This is a genomic window from Musicola keenii (assembly GCF_014855505.1).
Taxonomy (GTDB): Bacteria; Pseudomonadota; Gammaproteobacteria; order Enterobacterales; family Enterobacteriaceae; genus Musicola; species Musicola paradisiaca.
On the sequence record NZ_JAAWVW010000029.1, the window covers coordinates 12,578 to 28,284 of the forward strand.

Here is a 15,707-nt window from a genome sequence, read left to right on the forward strand (position 1 = left end):
CCTGAAACCTATTGTGAAATGTCGTGAAAAACGGTTGTCGCGTTTTTCGAGCTATTTCTATGGTGCGATTTAGTGATGTTGCGTGGGCATCGACGCCTGTATTTCCTTGATTCAAGAGGCAAGATCCATGTTTACCGGTATTGTGCAGGGCACGGCGACGGTCGTGTCTATTGATGAAAAAGCGAATTTTCGTACCCATGTGGTGGCGCTGCCTGAGGAGCTGTTGCCTGGGTTGGCGCCCGGCGCATCGGTGGCCCATAACGGCGTTTGTTTGACCGTTACGGCTATTGATGGTGGGCAGGTGAGTTTCGATCTGATGAAGGAAACGTTGCGGTTGACCAATCTTGGCGACCTGGGTGTAGGCGATAGCGTTAACGTCGAGCGGGCAGCTAAATTCGGTGATGAAGTTGGGGGGCATGTTATGTCCGGCCATATCATATGCACAGCGGAAGTCGTCAAAATCCTGACATCAGAAAACAATCATCAGATATGGTTCCGTCTGTCGGATCCGTCACTCATGAAGTATGTATTGCATAAAGGGTTTATCGGTATTGACGGCATTAGCCTGACTATTGGTGAAGTCACCCGAAACCGCTTTTGCGTACATTTGATTCCGGAGACGCTGAATCGCACCACTCTGGGGCGGAAACGTCTGGGCGATCGCATTAATATTGAAATCGACCCACAGACGCAGGCGATTGTCGATACGGTTGAGCGGGTGTTGGCCCAGCAGGCGCAACAAACTCTTGTAACCACAGATGTCGACGCAGGATCCTGAGGGCAGAACCGTTTGTCATGCCGCACGGTGAAACCTGTGCCGCGTCCTGAATAAAAAAATACGGTGCAGCTAAGATAGCCGCACCGTATTTTTTATTCGTGCCGGATAGCAAGTCTGCATTTCCTTGCCTGCCAGCCGTTAACGCGGCACACGTATTCCACCTTCCACGCCAGAGACGCTAAACAGCACTTGCCAGAGCTGAATATTGCGTGCACGAAATGCCCCGGCACAGGCATTCAGGTAATAGCTGAACATACGATGAAAGCGTGCGGGGTAGTGCCCAGACAGTTTTGACCAATGTTGTTGGAAACGTTCATTCCAGGCCATCAGGGTACGATCATAATCAGCGCCGAAGCTGTGCCAGTCTTCCATAATCAGATACGGTTCGCTGGTTTGCGCAATATGGCGCACAGATGGCAGGCAGCCATTGGGAAATATGTATTTGTTAATCCAGGGATCGACTTTCAGGTCGGTCTGATTGGCGCCGATGGTATGTAACAAAAACAATCCATTAGGCTTGAGATTGCGGCTGACTACGTGGAAGTAAGTGTCGTAATTCTTCGGCCCTACGTGCTCGAACATGCCGACGGAAACGATGCGATCAAACTGGCGATTGAGGTCACGATAATCCAGCAGTTGAATATCGACGTCCAGATCCTGGCAGCGTTGCTGCGCCAGTTTTTGTTGCTCGCGGGAGATGGTTACGCCAGTCACGGCAACACCGTAGTAGCGTGCGGCAAATTCAGCGAGGCCACCCCAGCCGCAACCGATATCCAGCAGTGTCATTCCCTGGCGTAGTTGTAGCTTTTCGCAGATCATGCGCAATTTGTCTTGCTGAGCCTGCTCTAGCGTTTCGGCTTGTTTCCAGTAGCCGCAGGAGTATTGCATGTATGGATCTAGCATTTGAGTGAACAGATCATTACCAAGGTCATAATGCTCCTTGCCGACGATCCAGGCGCGACGCCGGGATTGCAAGTTGGTCAGCCGAGCCGTGAGTATCCGGAGAGTATCCCGCCAGCGGATAGGCAGACGGTTCTCCAGCCCCGCCCGCAATACGCGGTGGAAAAACATATCCAGTCGCTCACATTCCCACCAGCCGTCCATGTAACTTTCACCCAATCCCAATGAACCTTCACGCAGAATGCGTTTGTATAAGTCAGGATTTTTGACCTGAATATCAAACGGCCGAGAGCCGTTGACGGTGATACCGGCAACCGACAGCATTTCGTTGATAATCTGGAACCAGGATGATTCAGGAGTACCCAGTTCCTCCACATAAGATGAACTCATAACTTCTCCCTACCTTGTCAGAATGGTGTCGAACAAGGAACAACGTAGACAATTTTACCCATAACGGTATCGGTGGAAAAAATCCATCGTCTACCTCTGATGTTCTCAGAGGAAAATAAGAGAAAAGCCGGTGCGAAGGGCATCTATCCCTGGTCGTGATGAACAGTGCGACGACCAACAAACAGGATAGAAAAAGATCGATCTTTCTTGGTTACGAGTATTGCGAAAGACAGTGACAAGTGTATGACTGCTTCGTCTTGCGGACAAGTCCCGCTTGGGGCGAAGCAGCATTGAAGGTTTAGAAATAGGTGTTGAATAAGAAAGTCATCTGACTAACGGCGGTAATCTCGGAATGGGCCATCAGAAACTGAGCGCCGTTCGATCAGCGTCGGATGGACTTCGATCATCTGCGATTCTTCCCGTTTGCTGGTGATGCGATCGAGCAGCATCGAGAATGCTGCCTGTCCCAAACGTTGTTTAGGTTGATGGATCGTGGTCAACGCTGGCGTGAAATAGCGGGAGTGACGGACGTTATCATACCCGATCACCGAAATATCCTGCGGTACGCGCAATCCAATCTCATCGGCAGCGCAGATGGCGCCCATTGCCATGATATCGCCGCCGCAGAAAACGGCGGTGGGGCGTTGTTTCTGCGCCAGAATCTGATGCATAGCCCGGTAGCCGGACTCCGGCTCGAAGTCACCCTGAACTATCCATTCTTCCCGGATGGGAATGTCCGCCTCTTTCAATGCTTTGAGAAAACCCAGATAACGGCCGCTGCCTGTATTTCGTTCTTGTGGCCCGGGAATGACGCCAATATCGCGATGACCTCGTTCGATCAGATACCGTCCGGCCATATAGCCACCGGAAAAAGCGTTGTCGATGATGGTATCTGTGAAATCACTGTGTGCTTCACCCCAATCCATCACTACCATGGGAATATGACGATAATCTGCCAACATAGTCAGTAATGCTGGTGGATATTCCGCACACATGACCAGCAGCCCGTCGACACGTTTTTGCGCCAACATGGAAAGGTACGCGCGTTGTTTATCCAAATCATTGTGAGAGTTGCATAACACCAGCGTATAGCCTTTGGCATAACAGCTGTTTTCCACCGCTTCAATGATCTCGGCGAAGTACGGCGCTTCGCTGGAGGTCGCCAATAGCCCGATTGATTTTGTATGGTTGACTTTCAAACTGCGTGCGACGGCGCTGGGGGAATAATGTAGTTCTTCAATGGCCGCACGTACTGCGGCTTTGGTCTCTTCGGCGACGAAACGTGTTTTATTGATCACGTGAGACACGGTTGTGGTCGAAACGCCAGCACGTTTTGCCACATCTTTGATCGTTGCCATGCAGAATGACTCCTGAACCTACTTGTTACAGCAGTAAGTATATTGTTAATCGTTTGCCTGCGTGGATCCTGCTTTTGCCTGGACAAAAGTCGGATTTCAGAAGGAGAGTGCCGAGAGATACCTGAAGGGCAGGGCTGACGCTTCACCAACGCAAACGCAGTGTGTTCGGTAAACTGCGAATTCTGTCTGATCTGGGCGGAAAGTGGAAGAGGTAATTCATATTATCTCTGTGACAGATAAGCAGGTTTTTTCTGTGTAATCCGGTAATAATGCTGCCATCGTTCTCTAGAGCGCATGAACTATACTGTTCCCGATGCCTGTTCGGTAGCTTAATTATCGAGATGACCTGAAAGTGAATTAAAGGAGAGTGTTATGGATACCAATCTGAAAATGTCGCTATTTACGACGTTCGTCTCACTGACCGTCATCGTTATTGTGGGGTTAACAGCGGTTCTTAACTGATACGGTGAGAAGCGTCTGATAAGCGGTATCCGCAGTCAGAACTTGTGTTTTCTGAGAGCCTCCTGCTTTACGGCGGGAGGTTTTTTTGTCTCTCTAAAAAACCTCCCGAGCAAAGGAGCTGATGGTCTTACGGTTGCCGAAGGCGACTTAACGGATGGTTTTTGGGGTCACGACACGGCGAGCGCCAACATAATGCTCCTGCCAGTAATCTTCGCTTAACTTGCTGATTTTAATATCAGCACCGGAGCGAGGAGACTGAATAAACCGGCCATTGCCCAGATACACCCCTACGTGATCCGCTGCTCCCCGGTTAGTGATACGGAAAAACACCAGGTCGCCGCTTTCCAGTTCGGCCTTCTTGATGGGGGCGGCGTCGCGTAGATGAAACATTTCGTTGGCGGTACGCGGAATAGGGATTTTCACCAAATCTTTGTAGGCATAATAGACCAACCCGCTGCAATCAAAACCGGCGGACGGCGAAGAACCACCCCATTGATAATGTTTACCAATCTGGCTCATCAGTTTGTTCATTGCCGCAGTTTTCGCGTGTTGATAGCGCTTTTTATGCGCGGCATTTAAGGCCAGCGTTGTTTTATCCTGCTTGCCCTTTGTCGTTTTGCCGTGTACGGCGCCGATGTTTTCACCGTCGCTTTCCGCCAGGCCTTTTCTGTGCTTCGTGGCTGCCTGGGCTGTCTCTGGTTTCTTTATGGCAGCGGCATGACGATTTTTCTGAGCGGTTTCATGCACGTTGTTTTTATTCCTGCCATGAGCGACCGGCTCTTGTTTGATGATGGCGTTATTGGCCTGATGTGACTCTTTCGCTGTTGCGCTTCTACTATCGGCGATGCGGTTCGCCTGAGATGACACCACTTCTTTTGTCGATGCGCTGCTGGTATGTGTGGTTTTCTTGTTGTGAGAGGGCGCCGCAGTTTGGTCTTTTGCGGTTTTTTTACTGTCGATGCTTTTGGATGCAGATTTACTGTGGCGAGCTACAGCCGACGTCAGTGTGCTTTTTTTCACATCTTCTTTTTTCTCTGGTGCGGAAGCGACGCCTTTTCTGGCGCTTTTGACCAGCTTATGTTTTTTGGCTGTTTCATCAGCATTGACGTTATCCACGCTGGCTTTGCGCGGTGATGTCGCTGAATGTGTCGCTGCCTGAGCCAAAGAGAAAAGGTTGCTGAAAACCAATAAAAAAAGCGTAATAAGTAAACGCATCATTATTCTGACCGAATGTTGTCCTCAATCGTTCAATCCGCAGAGTATTCCTGAAACTGGTTCGATAAAAAAGCCGGATTCGGTGTTTCTTCATTACAAAATAGTGAGAAATCATTAATGGCAGCTTTTTACTGTGCAATTGTTGCTCTGCCCGTCGATAATTCCGCCAGTTCAAGAATGCCCGTCGATAACCCTACAAAAGATAGCGTTTTTTTGTCGTTGTCGCTATCGTTAAAATACGGAACGTCAGCGGCGGTGTTGTAATACCTACCGCTAGTCATATGACCGGACGTCCGGTCATCTCGCGCTTGAGGAAGCAATAAATGACGACAACTCTCGAAAAAATTCAGCGTCAGATCGCTGAAAATCCGATTCTGCTCTACATGAAAGGTTCACCGAAATTGCCGAGCTGTGGTTTTTCCGCACAGGCAGTGCAGGCGTTGTCGGCATGTGGGGAGCGTTTCGCTTACGTTGATATTCTGCAAAATCCGGATATCCGCGCCGAATTGCCCAAATACGCCAACTGGCCGACATTCCCCCAGTTATGGGTCGACGGTGAGTTGATTGGCGGTTGTGATATCGTCGTTGAAATGTATCAGCGCGGTGAATTGCAAAAATTGATCAAGGAAACTGCGGCCAAGCACCAATCCCAACAGGATGATCAATAAGTACCTAGCCAGGCAGCATCAGGCTGCCTGGTTCCTCCACTCACTGTAGATCAGTTCGCATTGACGGCGCTATCGTTGCCGTTGTCTTCAACGGCAAGCGGCCATCCTCCCAATTTTTTCCACCGGTTAACCAGTTCGCAAAACAGTTCTGCTGTCCGCTGGGTGTCATAAAGCGCAGAGTGTGCCTGACTGGAGTCGAATAAAATGTCTGCTGTGATGCAGGCTTTGGCCAAAACGGTCTGCCCAAGCACCAGGCCACTGAGCGATGTGGTATCAAATGTAACGAAAGGGTGAAAGGGATTACGCTTTAACCCGCAACGCTCCGCCGCTGCCATAAGAAAACTGTGATCGAACGCTGCATTGTGCGCTACGACGATCCCGCGATTACAGCCCTTATCTTTGATACCTTTACGCACCATTTTGAAAATTTCATGCAGTGCTTCATATTCGCTGACTGCGCCGCGCAAAGGGTTGGTCGGGTCAATACCGTTAAATGCCAATGCATCGGGATTCAGGATGGCGCCTTCAAATGGCTCTACATGAAAATGGAGTGTTTCATCCGGCTGCAACCAACCGTTGTCATCCATTTTCAGGGTCACGGCGGCAATTTCCAGCAAGGCGTCGGTTTGTGCATTAAATCCGGCAGTTTCCACATCAATGACGACAGGATAGAAACCGCGGAAACGTGCGTTCAACGCATTCGGATTGTTTTTTTCTTTTTCAGCCATTTGTCTCTTTCTTTAGAAAATACAGCGTACACAGCGGTGAGTTCAGCAAGGCATGCAATGCAGCAACAAAGAAATGTCAGGCATCTATTTACCGCAGAAACCTGACATTAATAGAGGGATCAGTTGCCCAGACCCTGTCCGGCTTGTGAGCGTTCAATCAGCTCGATCTTATAACCGTCGGGATCTTCCACGAAGGCGATAATCGTCGTTCCACCTTTAACCGGGCCTGCTTCACGGGTGACTTTACCGCCAGCCAGCCGAATGGCGTCACATGTCGCGGCGACGTTATCAACGCCCAGAGCAATGTGCCCGAAGGCGGTGCCCAAATCGTAACTGTCTACGCCCCAGTTATAGGTTAATTCGATAACAGCGCCTTCGCTTTCTTCTGTATAACCGACAAACGCCAGGGAGTATTTGTATTCTGGATTCTCGCTGGTGCGCAGTAGACGCATACCTAACACGTTGGTGTAGAAATCAATAGAACGCGATAAATCGCCGACGCGCAGCATAGTATGAAGTAAACGCATAATGACCCCTATTGTCATCAGTAGGTTAACCGTAAGCCGGTTAGCATGGCAGGCCAGCAGTATAACGTCGTTGATGGAGCGAGTTCAAACCGGCGCAGTTCCGAAACGGTGAGCATTAATATTGTCTGTGTGCTGATTTTAGGCGACGGAGGCACACAGTACTTGCCAGTTGTTCGGAACAACGCTTCAATAACAAGGTCAGATGAGGAGGTCCTGTGGCTGAGCAGCTTGAACTTTTCCCTGTGCCTAATCCGTGTCGAGGAATCTGCCAGGCGGATAACCGAGGGTATTGCCGTGGTTGTTTTCGAAGCCGTGAAGAGAGATTTAATTGGGGAAAATTGACTGATCCTGAAAAACAGGATGTGCTGCGTTTATGTCGACAAAGGATGAAGCGCGCTCAACGTGGAGAGAGAATTTCAGTATCTTCCGGGGACGATCATCCAACCTTGTTTTAAGATGTATTGTGATATTTAATGATATAAATTAAGTTCAAGATCATTTTTAATTAATTATTATTTGCTAGAATAGTTTTTATAACAATAAGACGCTTTTCTGTCGGTTCATTTTTTTTAAATCAGAATTGATTGCAATCCAGGGATGTAACTTAGCATGCTAATTATAAGGAGAGGTGATGGAATTGCCGTTAGGATCTGATTTAGCCCGGTTGGTTCGTGTATGGCGCGCTTTGATTGACCACCGCTTGAAACCCTTGGAGCTCACGCAAACTCATTGGGTTACTTTGCATAATATACACCAACTGCCCCCGGGGCAGTCCCAAATTCAGTTGGCGAAAGCGATAGGTATTGAACAGCCTTCGTTGGTCAGGACGCTGGATCAACTGGAAGATAAAGGGCTGATTACCCGCCATATTTGCGCACATGATCGACGTGCCAAACGTATTATGCTGACTGATATGGCTGACCCTATCATACAGGCGGTGAATGATGTTATTGATCAGACTCGCTGCGAAATATTAGATGGCATTACGCCGGAAGAGGTAAATGAATTATCCACTATAATATCTAGGCTGGAAAGAAACATATTGGCATTGCACGAGCACCAGGCCTGAATTAATAGAAAGAGTAAATATTCTGGCGAATGAAATTTAAATTCCAGCAACGTTAATGTTAATTAATGGTATTAAAAAATATCTGTTGGCATTTAGTCATTCAGTTAATCACCACCCACACTGGGTGGTGATTAACGATTTGGTATCAACGAGGGGAGACGGTAATTGAGCGTCCGTTACTGGCCATTGCAACGCGCTGACCGACACGGAATTTCGTATCTCCTTGTTTCTGCACAACCATAATGGTTGACCCATCATCTTTGCGGATTTCCAGTTCTACGCCCTGAACCCGGTTGACTGCACCTTCAATACTGTTTCCTGCCACGCCGCCGGCAACCGCGCCGGCAGCGGTTGCGAGGGTACGGCCTGTTCCTCGGCCGACGGTGTTACCAACCAATCCTCCCAATACCGCCCCACCGAGGGTACCGATCATATTGTTTTCTTCACCTGCCTGAATTTGTACCGGGCGGGTAGAAACGATCGTACCGTAAGTAACGGTCTGAACCTGTTTGGCTTCAGATGCGCTGTAAACGTCTCCTGAAAGGGTGCTGGTATTGGCGCAACCAGCCAGTGTGATACTTGCTAATGTCATCACAAGAAAACGTTTCATCATAGATAAGGACTCCTGTTTTATCGCTGTGTCGGTGCGGCGGCGCCTTGAGCCGACGTATGGTTTACAATCAAATCATGGTGTGGCTAAAAGCCTCATTCCACTGTTTGATGACAGCCAGAATAGATCTGTGCGCCTATATTGATAATAAACGTATTCAAGAGCTGTCTGTGAAGGCGCATTTTTCTGAAAAACTGTGTCAAATGGTGACTTTTTGACTAATTTGTCATTAGCATAACAGAAAATGCAAAAAAGCACTAAAAATGAAGATAACGTGCTATTTTTATTAGTCTTAATCAACCACGAACTCTCGTTTTCACGTGATCCCCACATAGCGGGTGAATCCCATGCGTGCAGGTAAATATATAGGCATTATGTCTGGCACCAGTCTGGACGGCGTTGATGTTGTATTGGCAGACATTGATGCGAACTCAATAACGCAATTGGCCAGCTATTTTCATCCAATGCCGGGGTCGATCCGGCAGGCGATCTTATCAATGAATCAGGGGCAGGCGGTGACGCTTTCTGCGCTCGGTCATCTTGATACCCGGCTTGGCGTGCTGTTTGGCGACGCGGTACTGCATCTGTTGATGCATAACCGCCTTGGCACTGAGGATATCGTTGCAATCGGTTGTCACGGGCAGACTATGTGGCATGAACCCCACGGTGATGCGCCCTCTACACTGCAAATTGGGGATAATAATCATATTGCCGCTATGACCGGTATTACCACGGTCGGCGATTTTCGCCGCCGGGATGTTGCTCTGGGCGGTCAGGGGGCACCCCTGGTTCCTGCATTTCATCACGCATTGCTGCAACATCCGACAGAGAGGCGGGTCGTGGTGAATATCGGTGGTATCGCCAACCTGTCCCTGCTATTTCCTGGAGAGCCTATTCTGGGATACGACACGGGGCCGGGAAATATTCTAATGGATGCGTGGGTCGCTAAACACCGTGCTCTGCCTTTTGACAAAGATGCCGCCTGGGCGATGACGGGGCGTATCTGCCCGGAGCTCCTGGCGCATTTCCTGAGTGATTCGTATTTTTCCTTGTCGGCGCCGAAGAGTACCGGGCGCGAATACTTCAACTTGGCTTGGCTGGAGAAACAGCTGGCGGCATTCTCGCCTCTGGCTGTTGAAGATGTTCAGGCGACGCTGGCGGCGTTGACCGCCAACAGCATTGCCGAACAGATTAGGCTGCACGGCCGGTGTGATCGGGTTCTGGTGTGTGGCGGCGGCGCGCGCAACCCGTTGCTGATGCAGCAACTTGCCGGGCAGTTGCCGATGTCGCATGTCAGTGCTACAGACGAATACGGTATTCGTGGCGATGATATGGAGGCGCTGGCTTTCGCTTGGCTGGCATTCCGAACGATGTCGGGGCTTGCCGGCAATTTGCCGTCCGTCACCGGGGCGAGGAACGCAACCGTGCTGGGCGCTATCTTTCCGGCGAATCGGTCGGCCTAATCGGATTCCGCCGAGCCCGAGGATGCATCGCTATTGCTAGACTGTGAGCGTTGCCTGCAACCCGAGACCATTCCTGTTGCGGGCGTATGGATAGCCATATGACAGGAGAACTCCCGAATGAAACCATGGCTGGCAGTATGCGGAATTGTGCTGTTGAGCGGGTGTGCGCTGATAGCGCCCAAACCGCAATCCCGTATCCTGTACTATCAATGCGGCACGATGCCCCTTACCGTGACGCAGTCGGCAAAACAGGTTGTCTTTCTACTGGACGGCGAAAGCCATACGCTGCCTGAAGTATCAGCCGCATCCGGCACACGCTATAGCGATAATCGATATACGTTCTGGAGCAAAGGGCGCCAGGCCTTCATCATGCGTGGCGAAAGGGTAATCGTCAGCGATTGTACGCTCAGGTAGAGTGGGGGCTACATTGAGATTTTGACGGTTGCGGCGCAGAATGTGGGCACATTTTTTCGCCCGCGCAGGCAATGGCAGGATTCAAATGACAGCAGAACACGACAATTCACGTAATCAGGTACTTACCGCGCCGGGAGATCAGGCGCATCAGATCGATATCGCTGATTTACGACGCGAATACACCCGTGGTGGGTTGCGCCGCCGCGATCTCACCGATAACCCGTTGGATCTGTTTGAGCGTTGGTTGAAACAGGCCTGCGAAGCGCAGCTTGCTGATCCGACCGCCATGTGCGTCGCCACGGTGGACGCACAGGGCCAACCTTACCAACGGATCGTCTTGCTGAAGCACTATGATGAAAAAGGGATGGTGTTCTACACCAATCTCGGTAGCCGTAAGGCGCAGCAACTGGCGAACAACCCCCGCATCAGTTTGTTGTTTCCCTGGCATATGCTGGAGCGGCAGGTCATTGTTTTGGGCCGTGTGGAAAAGTTGCCCCCGCTGGAGGTGCTCAAATACTTCCACAGTCGTCCCAAGGACAGCCAGATCGGCGCCTGGGTCTCCCGGCAGTCCAGCCGAATTTCTACGCGCGGTATTCTGGAAAGCAAGTTCCTGGAAATCAAACAGAAATTTCAGAATGGCGAAGTCCCGTTGCCCAGTTTCTGGGGCGGTTATCGGGTACACATTGATTCCGTAGAATTCTGGCAAGGGGGCGAGCACCGGTTGCATGACCGTTTCCTTTACCAGCGCCAGGACAGTGGCTGGATGATTGACCGCCTGGCACCGTAAAACCCGGCAATTTGTTGTGCTAAGCGCTGGCACTCACGGTGTCGGCGCTTTATTCTATGCCACGCTAAATTTTTCTTTCGCCGTTAGAGGCGAAAAGCCGTGTACCGGCAAAGGTGCAGTCGTTTATACATGGAGACATTGATGGCAAGCAATTTGATTCAACAATTGCAAGAGCGGGGCCTGGTGGCCCAGGTCACTGACGAGGCTGCGTTGGCAGAGCGACTGGCGCAAGGGCCAATTGCACTGTATTGCGGCTTTGATCCGACCGCCGACAGCTTGCATTTGGGACATCTGGTGCCGCTGCTGTGCCTGAAACGCTTTCAAATGGCCGGTCACAAACCGGTGGCGCTGGTCGGCGGAGCAACCGGCCTGATCGGCGACCCGAGCTTCAAAGCGGCGGAGCGCAAACTGAATACCGAAGAAACTGTCGGCGAGTGGGTGGATAAAATTCGCCGCCAGGTCGCACCGTTCCTGGATTTTGATTGTGGTGAAAATAGCGCAATAGCCGCCAACAACTATGACTGGTTCGGTTCGATGAACGTGCTGACGTTCCTGCGTGATATCGGCAAGCACTTTTCCGTCAATCAGATGATCAATAAAGAAGCGGTGAAGCAGCGCCTGAACCGCGATGATGTGGGTATCTCGTTCACCGAGTTCTCCTATAACTTGCTGCAAGGTTATGACTTTGCTTCGCTGAATGCGCTGCACGGCGTGGAGTTACAGATCGGCGGTTCCGACCAGTGGGGCAATATTACATCGGGCATCGATTTGACCCGTCGTCTGCATCAGAAACAGGTATTCGGTCTGACCGTACCGTTGATCACCAAATCCGACGGCACCAAGTTTGGTAAAACTGAAAGCGGCGCGGTATGGCTGGATCCGAAGAAAACCAGTCCGTACAAGTTTTACCAGTTCTGGATTAACACTGCCGACGCCGATGTATATCGGTTCCTGAAATTCTTCACTTTCCTCGATATTGATGCGATCAATGCGCTGGAGGAGGAAGACAAGAACAGCGGTACCGCGCCGCGTGCCCAGTATGTTTTGGCGGAAGAGGTTACGCGGCTGGTACATGGCGAAGAAGGATTGGTCGCGGCCAGACGTATCACGCAGAGTCTGTTCAATGGCCATCTGGGTGAGCTGACCGAAGCTGATTTTGCGCAACTGGCGCAAGACGGGGTGCCGATGGTGGAGCTGGAGAAAGGCGCCGACTTGCAACAGGCGCTGGTGGATTCCGAACTGCAGCCTTCCCGCGGACAGGCGCGCAAGACCATTACATCCAACGCCATTACCATCAACGGCGAGAAGCAATCTGATCCGGAGTACGTCTTGGTCGATAGCGATCGTCTGTTTGGTCGCTATACGTTGTTGCGCCGCGGCAAGAAAAATTACTGTCTGGTTTGCTGGAAAGCCTGATTCTTCATCGCAAGGGAGCCGAGCGCTCCCTTTTGTTTTTGCGGTGTATGTCAGATCCGTCTCTTCATTATTCCGTTGCCGTTTTATCGGGTTTGTGAAGTAAGGGGTTGTGTGTCATGACGAGACCAATCTGATAACAACACATCGCATCATGCAGGCAGGGGCAGTGAGTCTAATGAAAAATATATTGTCGATTCAGTCACATGTGGTATTTGGTCATGCGGGGAATAGTGCGGCGGAGTTTCCGATGCGTCGTATGGGGGTTAACGTCTGGCCACTGAATACCGTCCAGTTTTCCAACCATACACAGTATGGTCAGTGGACCGGGTGTGTCATGCCAGCATCGCATTTAACGGAAATCGCCCAAGGGATCGACAACATTGGTCATCTGGACGAGTGTGACGCCGTATTGAGTGGTTACATTGGTTCGCCAGAGCAGGGTAGTCATATCCTCGATATTGTCCGGCGGGTGAAGGCCGCCAATCCGCAGGCGATGTATTTTTGCGATCCGGTGATGGGCACGCCAGAGAAAGGGTGCATCGTACCGCCCGGTGTGACGGATTTTCATTGTCATCAGTCATTGCTGGTGAGTGATGCGATTGCGCCGAATCTGCCGGAGCTGGAATTACTGAGCGGTCAGACTATCCATACCGTGGATGAAGCGGTAGCCGCCAGCCGCTTATTGTGTCAGCGTGGTCCGAGATTGGTGTTGGTGAAACATCTCAGCCGCGCCGCCTATCGTCACGATCGGTTTGAAATGCTGTTGGTGACGCCGGAAGAGGCTTGGCATATCAGTCGTCCGCTGGTGGATTTCGGCGAACGTCAGCCTGTCGGCGTGGGCGATCTGACCAGCGGACTGTTGTTGGTGAATCTGCTGAAGGGGGCGACGCTGAAGAGTGCGCTGGAACACACGACGGCTGCCGTTTATGAGGTCATGCTGACGACCAGCGAAATGCAGCAGTATGAACTGCAACTGGTTGCGGCACAGGACAATATGGTCAGGCCGCGTTTCCATTTCGAGGCCGTGCGCCTCTGAGGCCACCGTTCGGTTGGCGCAAGCGGCGGAAGGGAAGGATCTCCCGCCGCTGTTTGCTGCCACATCGTGCGTTGCAGGTCGGAGGCCGGCGGGCTGTAGCAGAGTCGACGGCCTTGCTTACGTTCAACGGCGGCACTCGTTTAGTATTTGACCTCTAGCCCTTCAGCCGTTAAGGCTTTTTCAACCGATGGCCGACCCGATACCCGTTCCAGAAATGCCAGCAACGCCGGGAACTGTATCAGATCCAGTTTAAATTCAGGTGCCCAACGGCATACCGTAAACAAGTAGGCATCTGCCACGCCGAAACGGTTTCCCACCAGATAGTCGTGCTCTCCCAATACTTCATTCAGATAGCGGAATCGCTGTGTGAGATAGCTGCGCAACAAGTCTTTGTACAATTCCGGCGTGCCAGGGCGAAACAGCGGGGTAAAGGACTTATGAAGTTCAGTGGCGATGTAGCTCAGCCATTCGATGGCATGATAATGGTGGATAGTCGCCGGCGGCGCGATCAGGTTATATTGCGGCGCTTTATCCGCCAGATAGAGCGAAATTGCAATGCACTCCGTCAGAATAGACCCATCGTCAAGAACCAGCGCTGGAACCAGCCCTTTCGGGTTGATCAGCAAATAGTCCTGACCTTGTTCCGTCTTTTTGGTGCGAGTATCAACTTTGTCCAGAGAAAAACGAGCACGTGTCTCACATAGAATGATATGTGGAAATAACGCGCTGCTTCCTGGTCGGTAATAAAATTTCATATACCATTCCTTCCATCGAGAGCATTGAGAATCTTTACTGTGTGTAGTGATTAATTATCGATAAATTCTTAATAAGAAGATGTAAGGCAATATTGCAATAAATAACCATGGTCGGATGTGCGATACATCGCAAGTGCCGTTACTGAAATCGTAGTCGTGGATGCATTATTTTCTCTCCCAATTTTACTTATGTGCTTTTTTTTATTAAAAAATCCGGTGGTTATAATTAAAAAAACAGTATTTCAGTTATTCTCGGATGAATCATTTTGTTAAAAATATGTTAATCATAATTTGTGTTATCTTTAATACTGAGTCTCGAGAATGATGATGAATGGGGCGCCGGATGGCGACCCTGAACAGCATGCAGCGATGTCTGCAGGATGCAATACCAGCGGAAGGTCGGTTTGAGACAACGCTGTTCATCCGGGAGAATGCATCATGCCATTACAACGCCGCGATGCCTGTATTGATACCCTCACTATCCGTCAAAATACCTACGCCTATTTTAGTTTGTCGTTGGCCGCCCAATGGTTGGGCAACATTGATAAGCTTCCAAAATCGTTGAAAATTCTGTTTGAAAACCTGTTACGACACTATGGTGGCGAATTCGTCCAGGAGGCGGATTTGCGGGCCTTGGTGGCGTGGCTGGAACACGGCCACGTCGATCGAGAAATTGCATTTCAACCAGCGCGAGTGTTGATGCAGGATTTCACCGGTGTCCCGGCCGTGGTCGATCTTGCAGCAATGCGTGATAGCGTAAAACGACTGGGGGGCAATGTCAGTCGGGTCAATCCGATGACGCCGGTCGATCTGGTTATCGACCATTCCGTGACCGTTGATCATTTTGGTGACGCACAGTCACTGGCGAACAATACCCGGCTGGAGATGGCGCGAAATCATGAACGTTATGCGTTTTTACGCTGGGGCCAGCGGGCGTTTCAGCATTTTCGCGTTGTCCCGCCCGGTACGGGCATCTGCCATCAGGTGAATCTCGAATATCTGGCGAAAGTGGTGTGGTTACAGCGACGGGGATCGTCATTGCTGGCTTTCCCGGACTCGCTGGTGGGCACGGACTCGCATACGACCATGATTAACGGGCTGGGGGTGCTGGGGCTGTCCCTTATACACATC

The 15,707-nt window shown here is 50.7% G+C and carries 18 protein-coding genes; 11 read left to right on the forward strand and 7 right to left on the reverse strand.

All coding sequences use genetic code 11. From position 1 onward, the window contains the following. Nucleotides 1-127: 127 nt before the first annotated feature. Nucleotides 128-778 carry a riboflavin synthase subunit alpha gene (locus HEP82_RS18675; RefSeq protein ID WP_192459446.1) on the forward strand — a complete coding sequence of 217 codons (651 nt, stop codon included), beginning with the start codon at nucleotides 128-130 and terminating at the stop codon, nucleotides 776-778. 138 nt (nucleotides 779-916) lie between these two features. Here the strand turns inward: HEP82_RS18675 and cfa are convergent, their stop codons facing one another. Beyond that, entirely contained in the window at nucleotides 917-2,068 is a 1,152-nt protein-coding gene (cfa, locus tag HEP82_RS18680; protein WP_192459447.1) for a cyclopropane fatty acyl phospholipid synthase, read from the reverse strand. 332 nt (nucleotides 2,069-2,400) lie between these two features. After that, the gene (gene purR / locus HEP82_RS18685; protein ID WP_192459448.1) at nucleotides 2,401-3,426 is read right to left on the reverse strand and encodes an HTH-type transcriptional repressor PurR; all 1,026 of its coding nucleotides are present in this window, start codon (nucleotides 3,424-3,426) and stop codon (nucleotides 2,401-2,403) included. Between the two features lie 372 nt (nucleotides 3,427-3,798). Here purR and cydH point away from each other — a divergent pair, with 372 nt between their 5' ends. Continuing rightward, complete coding sequence (gene cydH / locus HEP82_RS18690) at nucleotides 3,799-3,888, forward strand: cytochrome bd-I oxidase subunit CydH (protein WP_192459449.1); 90 nt, start codon at nucleotides 3,799-3,801, stop codon at nucleotides 3,886-3,888. 147 nt (nucleotides 3,889-4,035) lie between these two features. On the opposite strand, the gene HEP82_RS18695 is transcribed toward cydH, so the two are convergent. After that, complete coding sequence (locus tag HEP82_RS18695; protein WP_407938303.1) at nucleotides 4,036-5,106, reverse strand: C40 family peptidase; 1,071 nt, start codon at nucleotides 5,104-5,106, stop codon at nucleotides 4,036-4,038. Nucleotides 5,107-5,426: 320 nt separating this feature from the next. On the opposite strand from HEP82_RS18695, the gene HEP82_RS18700 reads away from it, so the two are divergent. Then, nucleotides 5,427-5,771 carry a Grx4 family monothiol glutaredoxin gene (locus HEP82_RS18700; protein ID WP_012765300.1) on the forward strand — a complete coding sequence of 115 codons (345 nt, stop codon included), beginning with the start codon at nucleotides 5,427-5,429 and terminating at the stop codon, nucleotides 5,769-5,771. Nucleotides 5,772-5,821: 50 nt separating this feature from the next. Here HEP82_RS18700 and rnt read toward each other — a convergent pair whose 3' ends face one another. Both rnt and gloA read right to left on the reverse strand, forming a co-directional pair. Beyond that, nucleotides 5,822-6,499 carry a ribonuclease T gene (gene rnt, locus HEP82_RS18705; protein ID WP_192459450.1) on the reverse strand — a complete coding sequence of 226 codons (678 nt, stop codon included), beginning with the start codon at nucleotides 6,497-6,499 and terminating at the stop codon, nucleotides 5,822-5,824. 119 nt (nucleotides 6,500-6,618) lie between these two features. After that, entirely contained in the window at nucleotides 6,619-7,026 is a 408-nt protein-coding gene (gloA, locus tag HEP82_RS18710; RefSeq protein WP_192459451.1) for a lactoylglutathione lyase, read from the reverse strand. A gap of 215 nt (nucleotides 7,027-7,241) precedes the next feature. On the opposite strand from gloA, the gene HEP82_RS18715 reads away from it, so the two are divergent. Together HEP82_RS18715 and slyA are read left to right on the forward strand one after the other, a co-directional pair. Continuing rightward, on the forward strand, nucleotides 7,242-7,481 hold the full coding sequence (locus HEP82_RS18715; protein ID WP_192459452.1) for a DUF1289 domain-containing protein: 240 nt from the start codon (nucleotides 7,242-7,244) through the stop codon (nucleotides 7,479-7,481). Nucleotides 7,482-7,657: 176 nt separating this feature from the next. Next, entirely contained in the window at nucleotides 7,658-8,095 is a 438-nt protein-coding gene (gene slyA / locus HEP82_RS18720; protein ID WP_012765303.1) for a transcriptional regulator SlyA, read from the forward strand. A gap of 145 nt (nucleotides 8,096-8,240) precedes the next feature. Here the strand turns inward: slyA and HEP82_RS18725 are convergent, their stop codons facing one another. Further along, nucleotides 8,241-8,708, reverse strand: a complete 468-nt coding sequence (locus HEP82_RS18725; protein WP_192459453.1) for an outer membrane lipoprotein — start codon at nucleotides 8,706-8,708, stop codon at nucleotides 8,241-8,243. Between the two features lie 344 nt (nucleotides 8,709-9,052). Between HEP82_RS18725 and anmK the strand changes: the two genes are divergently transcribed. The 5 genes from anmK to pdxY all read left to right on the forward strand — a co-directional run bounded on the left by anmK (nucleotide 9,053) and on the right by pdxY (nucleotide 13,821). After that, on the forward strand, nucleotides 9,053-10,168 hold the full coding sequence (anmK, locus tag HEP82_RS18730; RefSeq protein ID WP_192459454.1) for an anhydro-N-acetylmuramic acid kinase: 1,116 nt from the start codon (nucleotides 9,053-9,055) through the stop codon (nucleotides 10,166-10,168). A 117-nt stretch (nucleotides 10,169-10,285) separates the two neighbouring features. Beyond that, entirely contained in the window at nucleotides 10,286-10,582 is a 297-nt protein-coding gene (locus HEP82_RS18735; RefSeq protein WP_192459455.1) for an MliC family protein, read from the forward strand. An 85-nt stretch (nucleotides 10,583-10,667) separates the two neighbouring features. After that, entirely contained in the window at nucleotides 10,668-11,369 is a 702-nt protein-coding gene (gene pdxH, locus HEP82_RS18740; RefSeq protein WP_192459456.1) for a pyridoxamine 5'-phosphate oxidase, read from the forward strand. A gap of 138 nt (nucleotides 11,370-11,507) precedes the next feature. Beyond that, nucleotides 11,508-12,785, forward strand: coding sequence for a tyrosine--tRNA ligase (gene tyrS / locus HEP82_RS18745; protein WP_192459460.1), 1,278 nt, complete (start codon nucleotides 11,508-11,510; stop codon nucleotides 12,783-12,785). Between the two features lie 175 nt (nucleotides 12,786-12,960). Further along, a complete protein-coding gene (pdxY, locus tag HEP82_RS18750) occupies nucleotides 12,961-13,821 on the forward strand; it encodes a pyridoxal kinase PdxY (protein WP_192459457.1) in 861 nt (286 codons plus the stop codon). Between the two features lie 140 nt (nucleotides 13,822-13,961). Here the strand turns inward: pdxY and gstA are convergent, their stop codons facing one another. Next, entirely contained in the window at nucleotides 13,962-14,576 is a 615-nt protein-coding gene (gene gstA, locus HEP82_RS18755) for a glutathione transferase GstA (protein ID WP_192459458.1), read from the reverse strand. 438 nt (nucleotides 14,577-15,014) lie between these two features. Between gstA and HEP82_RS18760 the strand changes: the two genes are divergently transcribed. Then, on the forward strand, nucleotides 15,015-15,707 hold a 693-nt coding region (locus HEP82_RS18760; protein ID WP_237048352.1), incomplete at its 3' end, for an aconitase family protein.

Coding starts and splice junctions, on each gene's coding strand:
- anmK (WP_192459454.1), top strand. CDS start 9,053: ATGCGTGCAGGTAAATATATAGGCATTATGTCTGGCACCAGTCTGGAC.
- slyA (WP_012765303.1), top strand. CDS start 7,658: ATGGAATTGCCGTTAGGATCTGATTTAGCCCGGTTGGTTCGTGTATGG.
- HEP82_RS18675 (WP_192459446.1), top strand. CDS start 128: ATGTTTACCGGTATTGTGCAGGGCACGGCGACGGTCGTGTCTATTGAT.
- cydH (WP_192459449.1), top strand. CDS start 3,799: ATGGATACCAATCTGAAAATGTCGCTATTTACGACGTTCGTCTCACTG.
- HEP82_RS18700 (WP_012765300.1), top strand. CDS start 5,427: ATGACGACAACTCTCGAAAAAATTCAGCGTCAGATCGCTGAAAATCCG.
- purR (WP_192459448.1), bottom strand. CDS start 3,426: ATGGCAACGATCAAAGATGTGGCAAAACGTGCTGGCGTTTCGACCACA.
- pdxY (WP_192459457.1), top strand. CDS start 12,961: ATGAAAAATATATTGTCGATTCAGTCACATGTGGTATTTGGTCATGCG.
- HEP82_RS18695 (WP_407938303.1), bottom strand. CDS start 5,106: ATGATGCGTTTACTTATTACGCTTTTTTTATTGGTTTTCAGCAACCTT.
- gstA (WP_192459458.1), bottom strand. CDS start 14,576: ATGAAATTTTATTACCGACCAGGAAGCAGCGCGTTATTTCCACATATC.
- HEP82_RS18735 (WP_192459455.1), top strand. CDS start 10,286: ATGAAACCATGGCTGGCAGTATGCGGAATTGTGCTGTTGAGCGGGTGT.
- gloA (WP_192459451.1), bottom strand. CDS start 7,026: ATGCGTTTACTTCATACTATGCTGCGCGTCGGCGATTTATCGCGTTCT.
- HEP82_RS18725 (WP_192459453.1), bottom strand. CDS start 8,708: ATGATGAAACGTTTTCTTGTGATGACATTAGCAAGTATCACACTGGCT.
- rnt (WP_192459450.1), bottom strand. CDS start 6,499: ATGGCTGAAAAAGAAAAAAACAATCCGAATGCGTTGAACGCACGTTTC.
- pdxH (WP_192459456.1), top strand. CDS start 10,668: ATGACAGCAGAACACGACAATTCACGTAATCAGGTACTTACCGCGCCG.
- cfa (WP_192459447.1), bottom strand. CDS start 2,068: ATGAGTTCATCTTATGTGGAGGAACTGGGTACTCCTGAATCATCCTGG.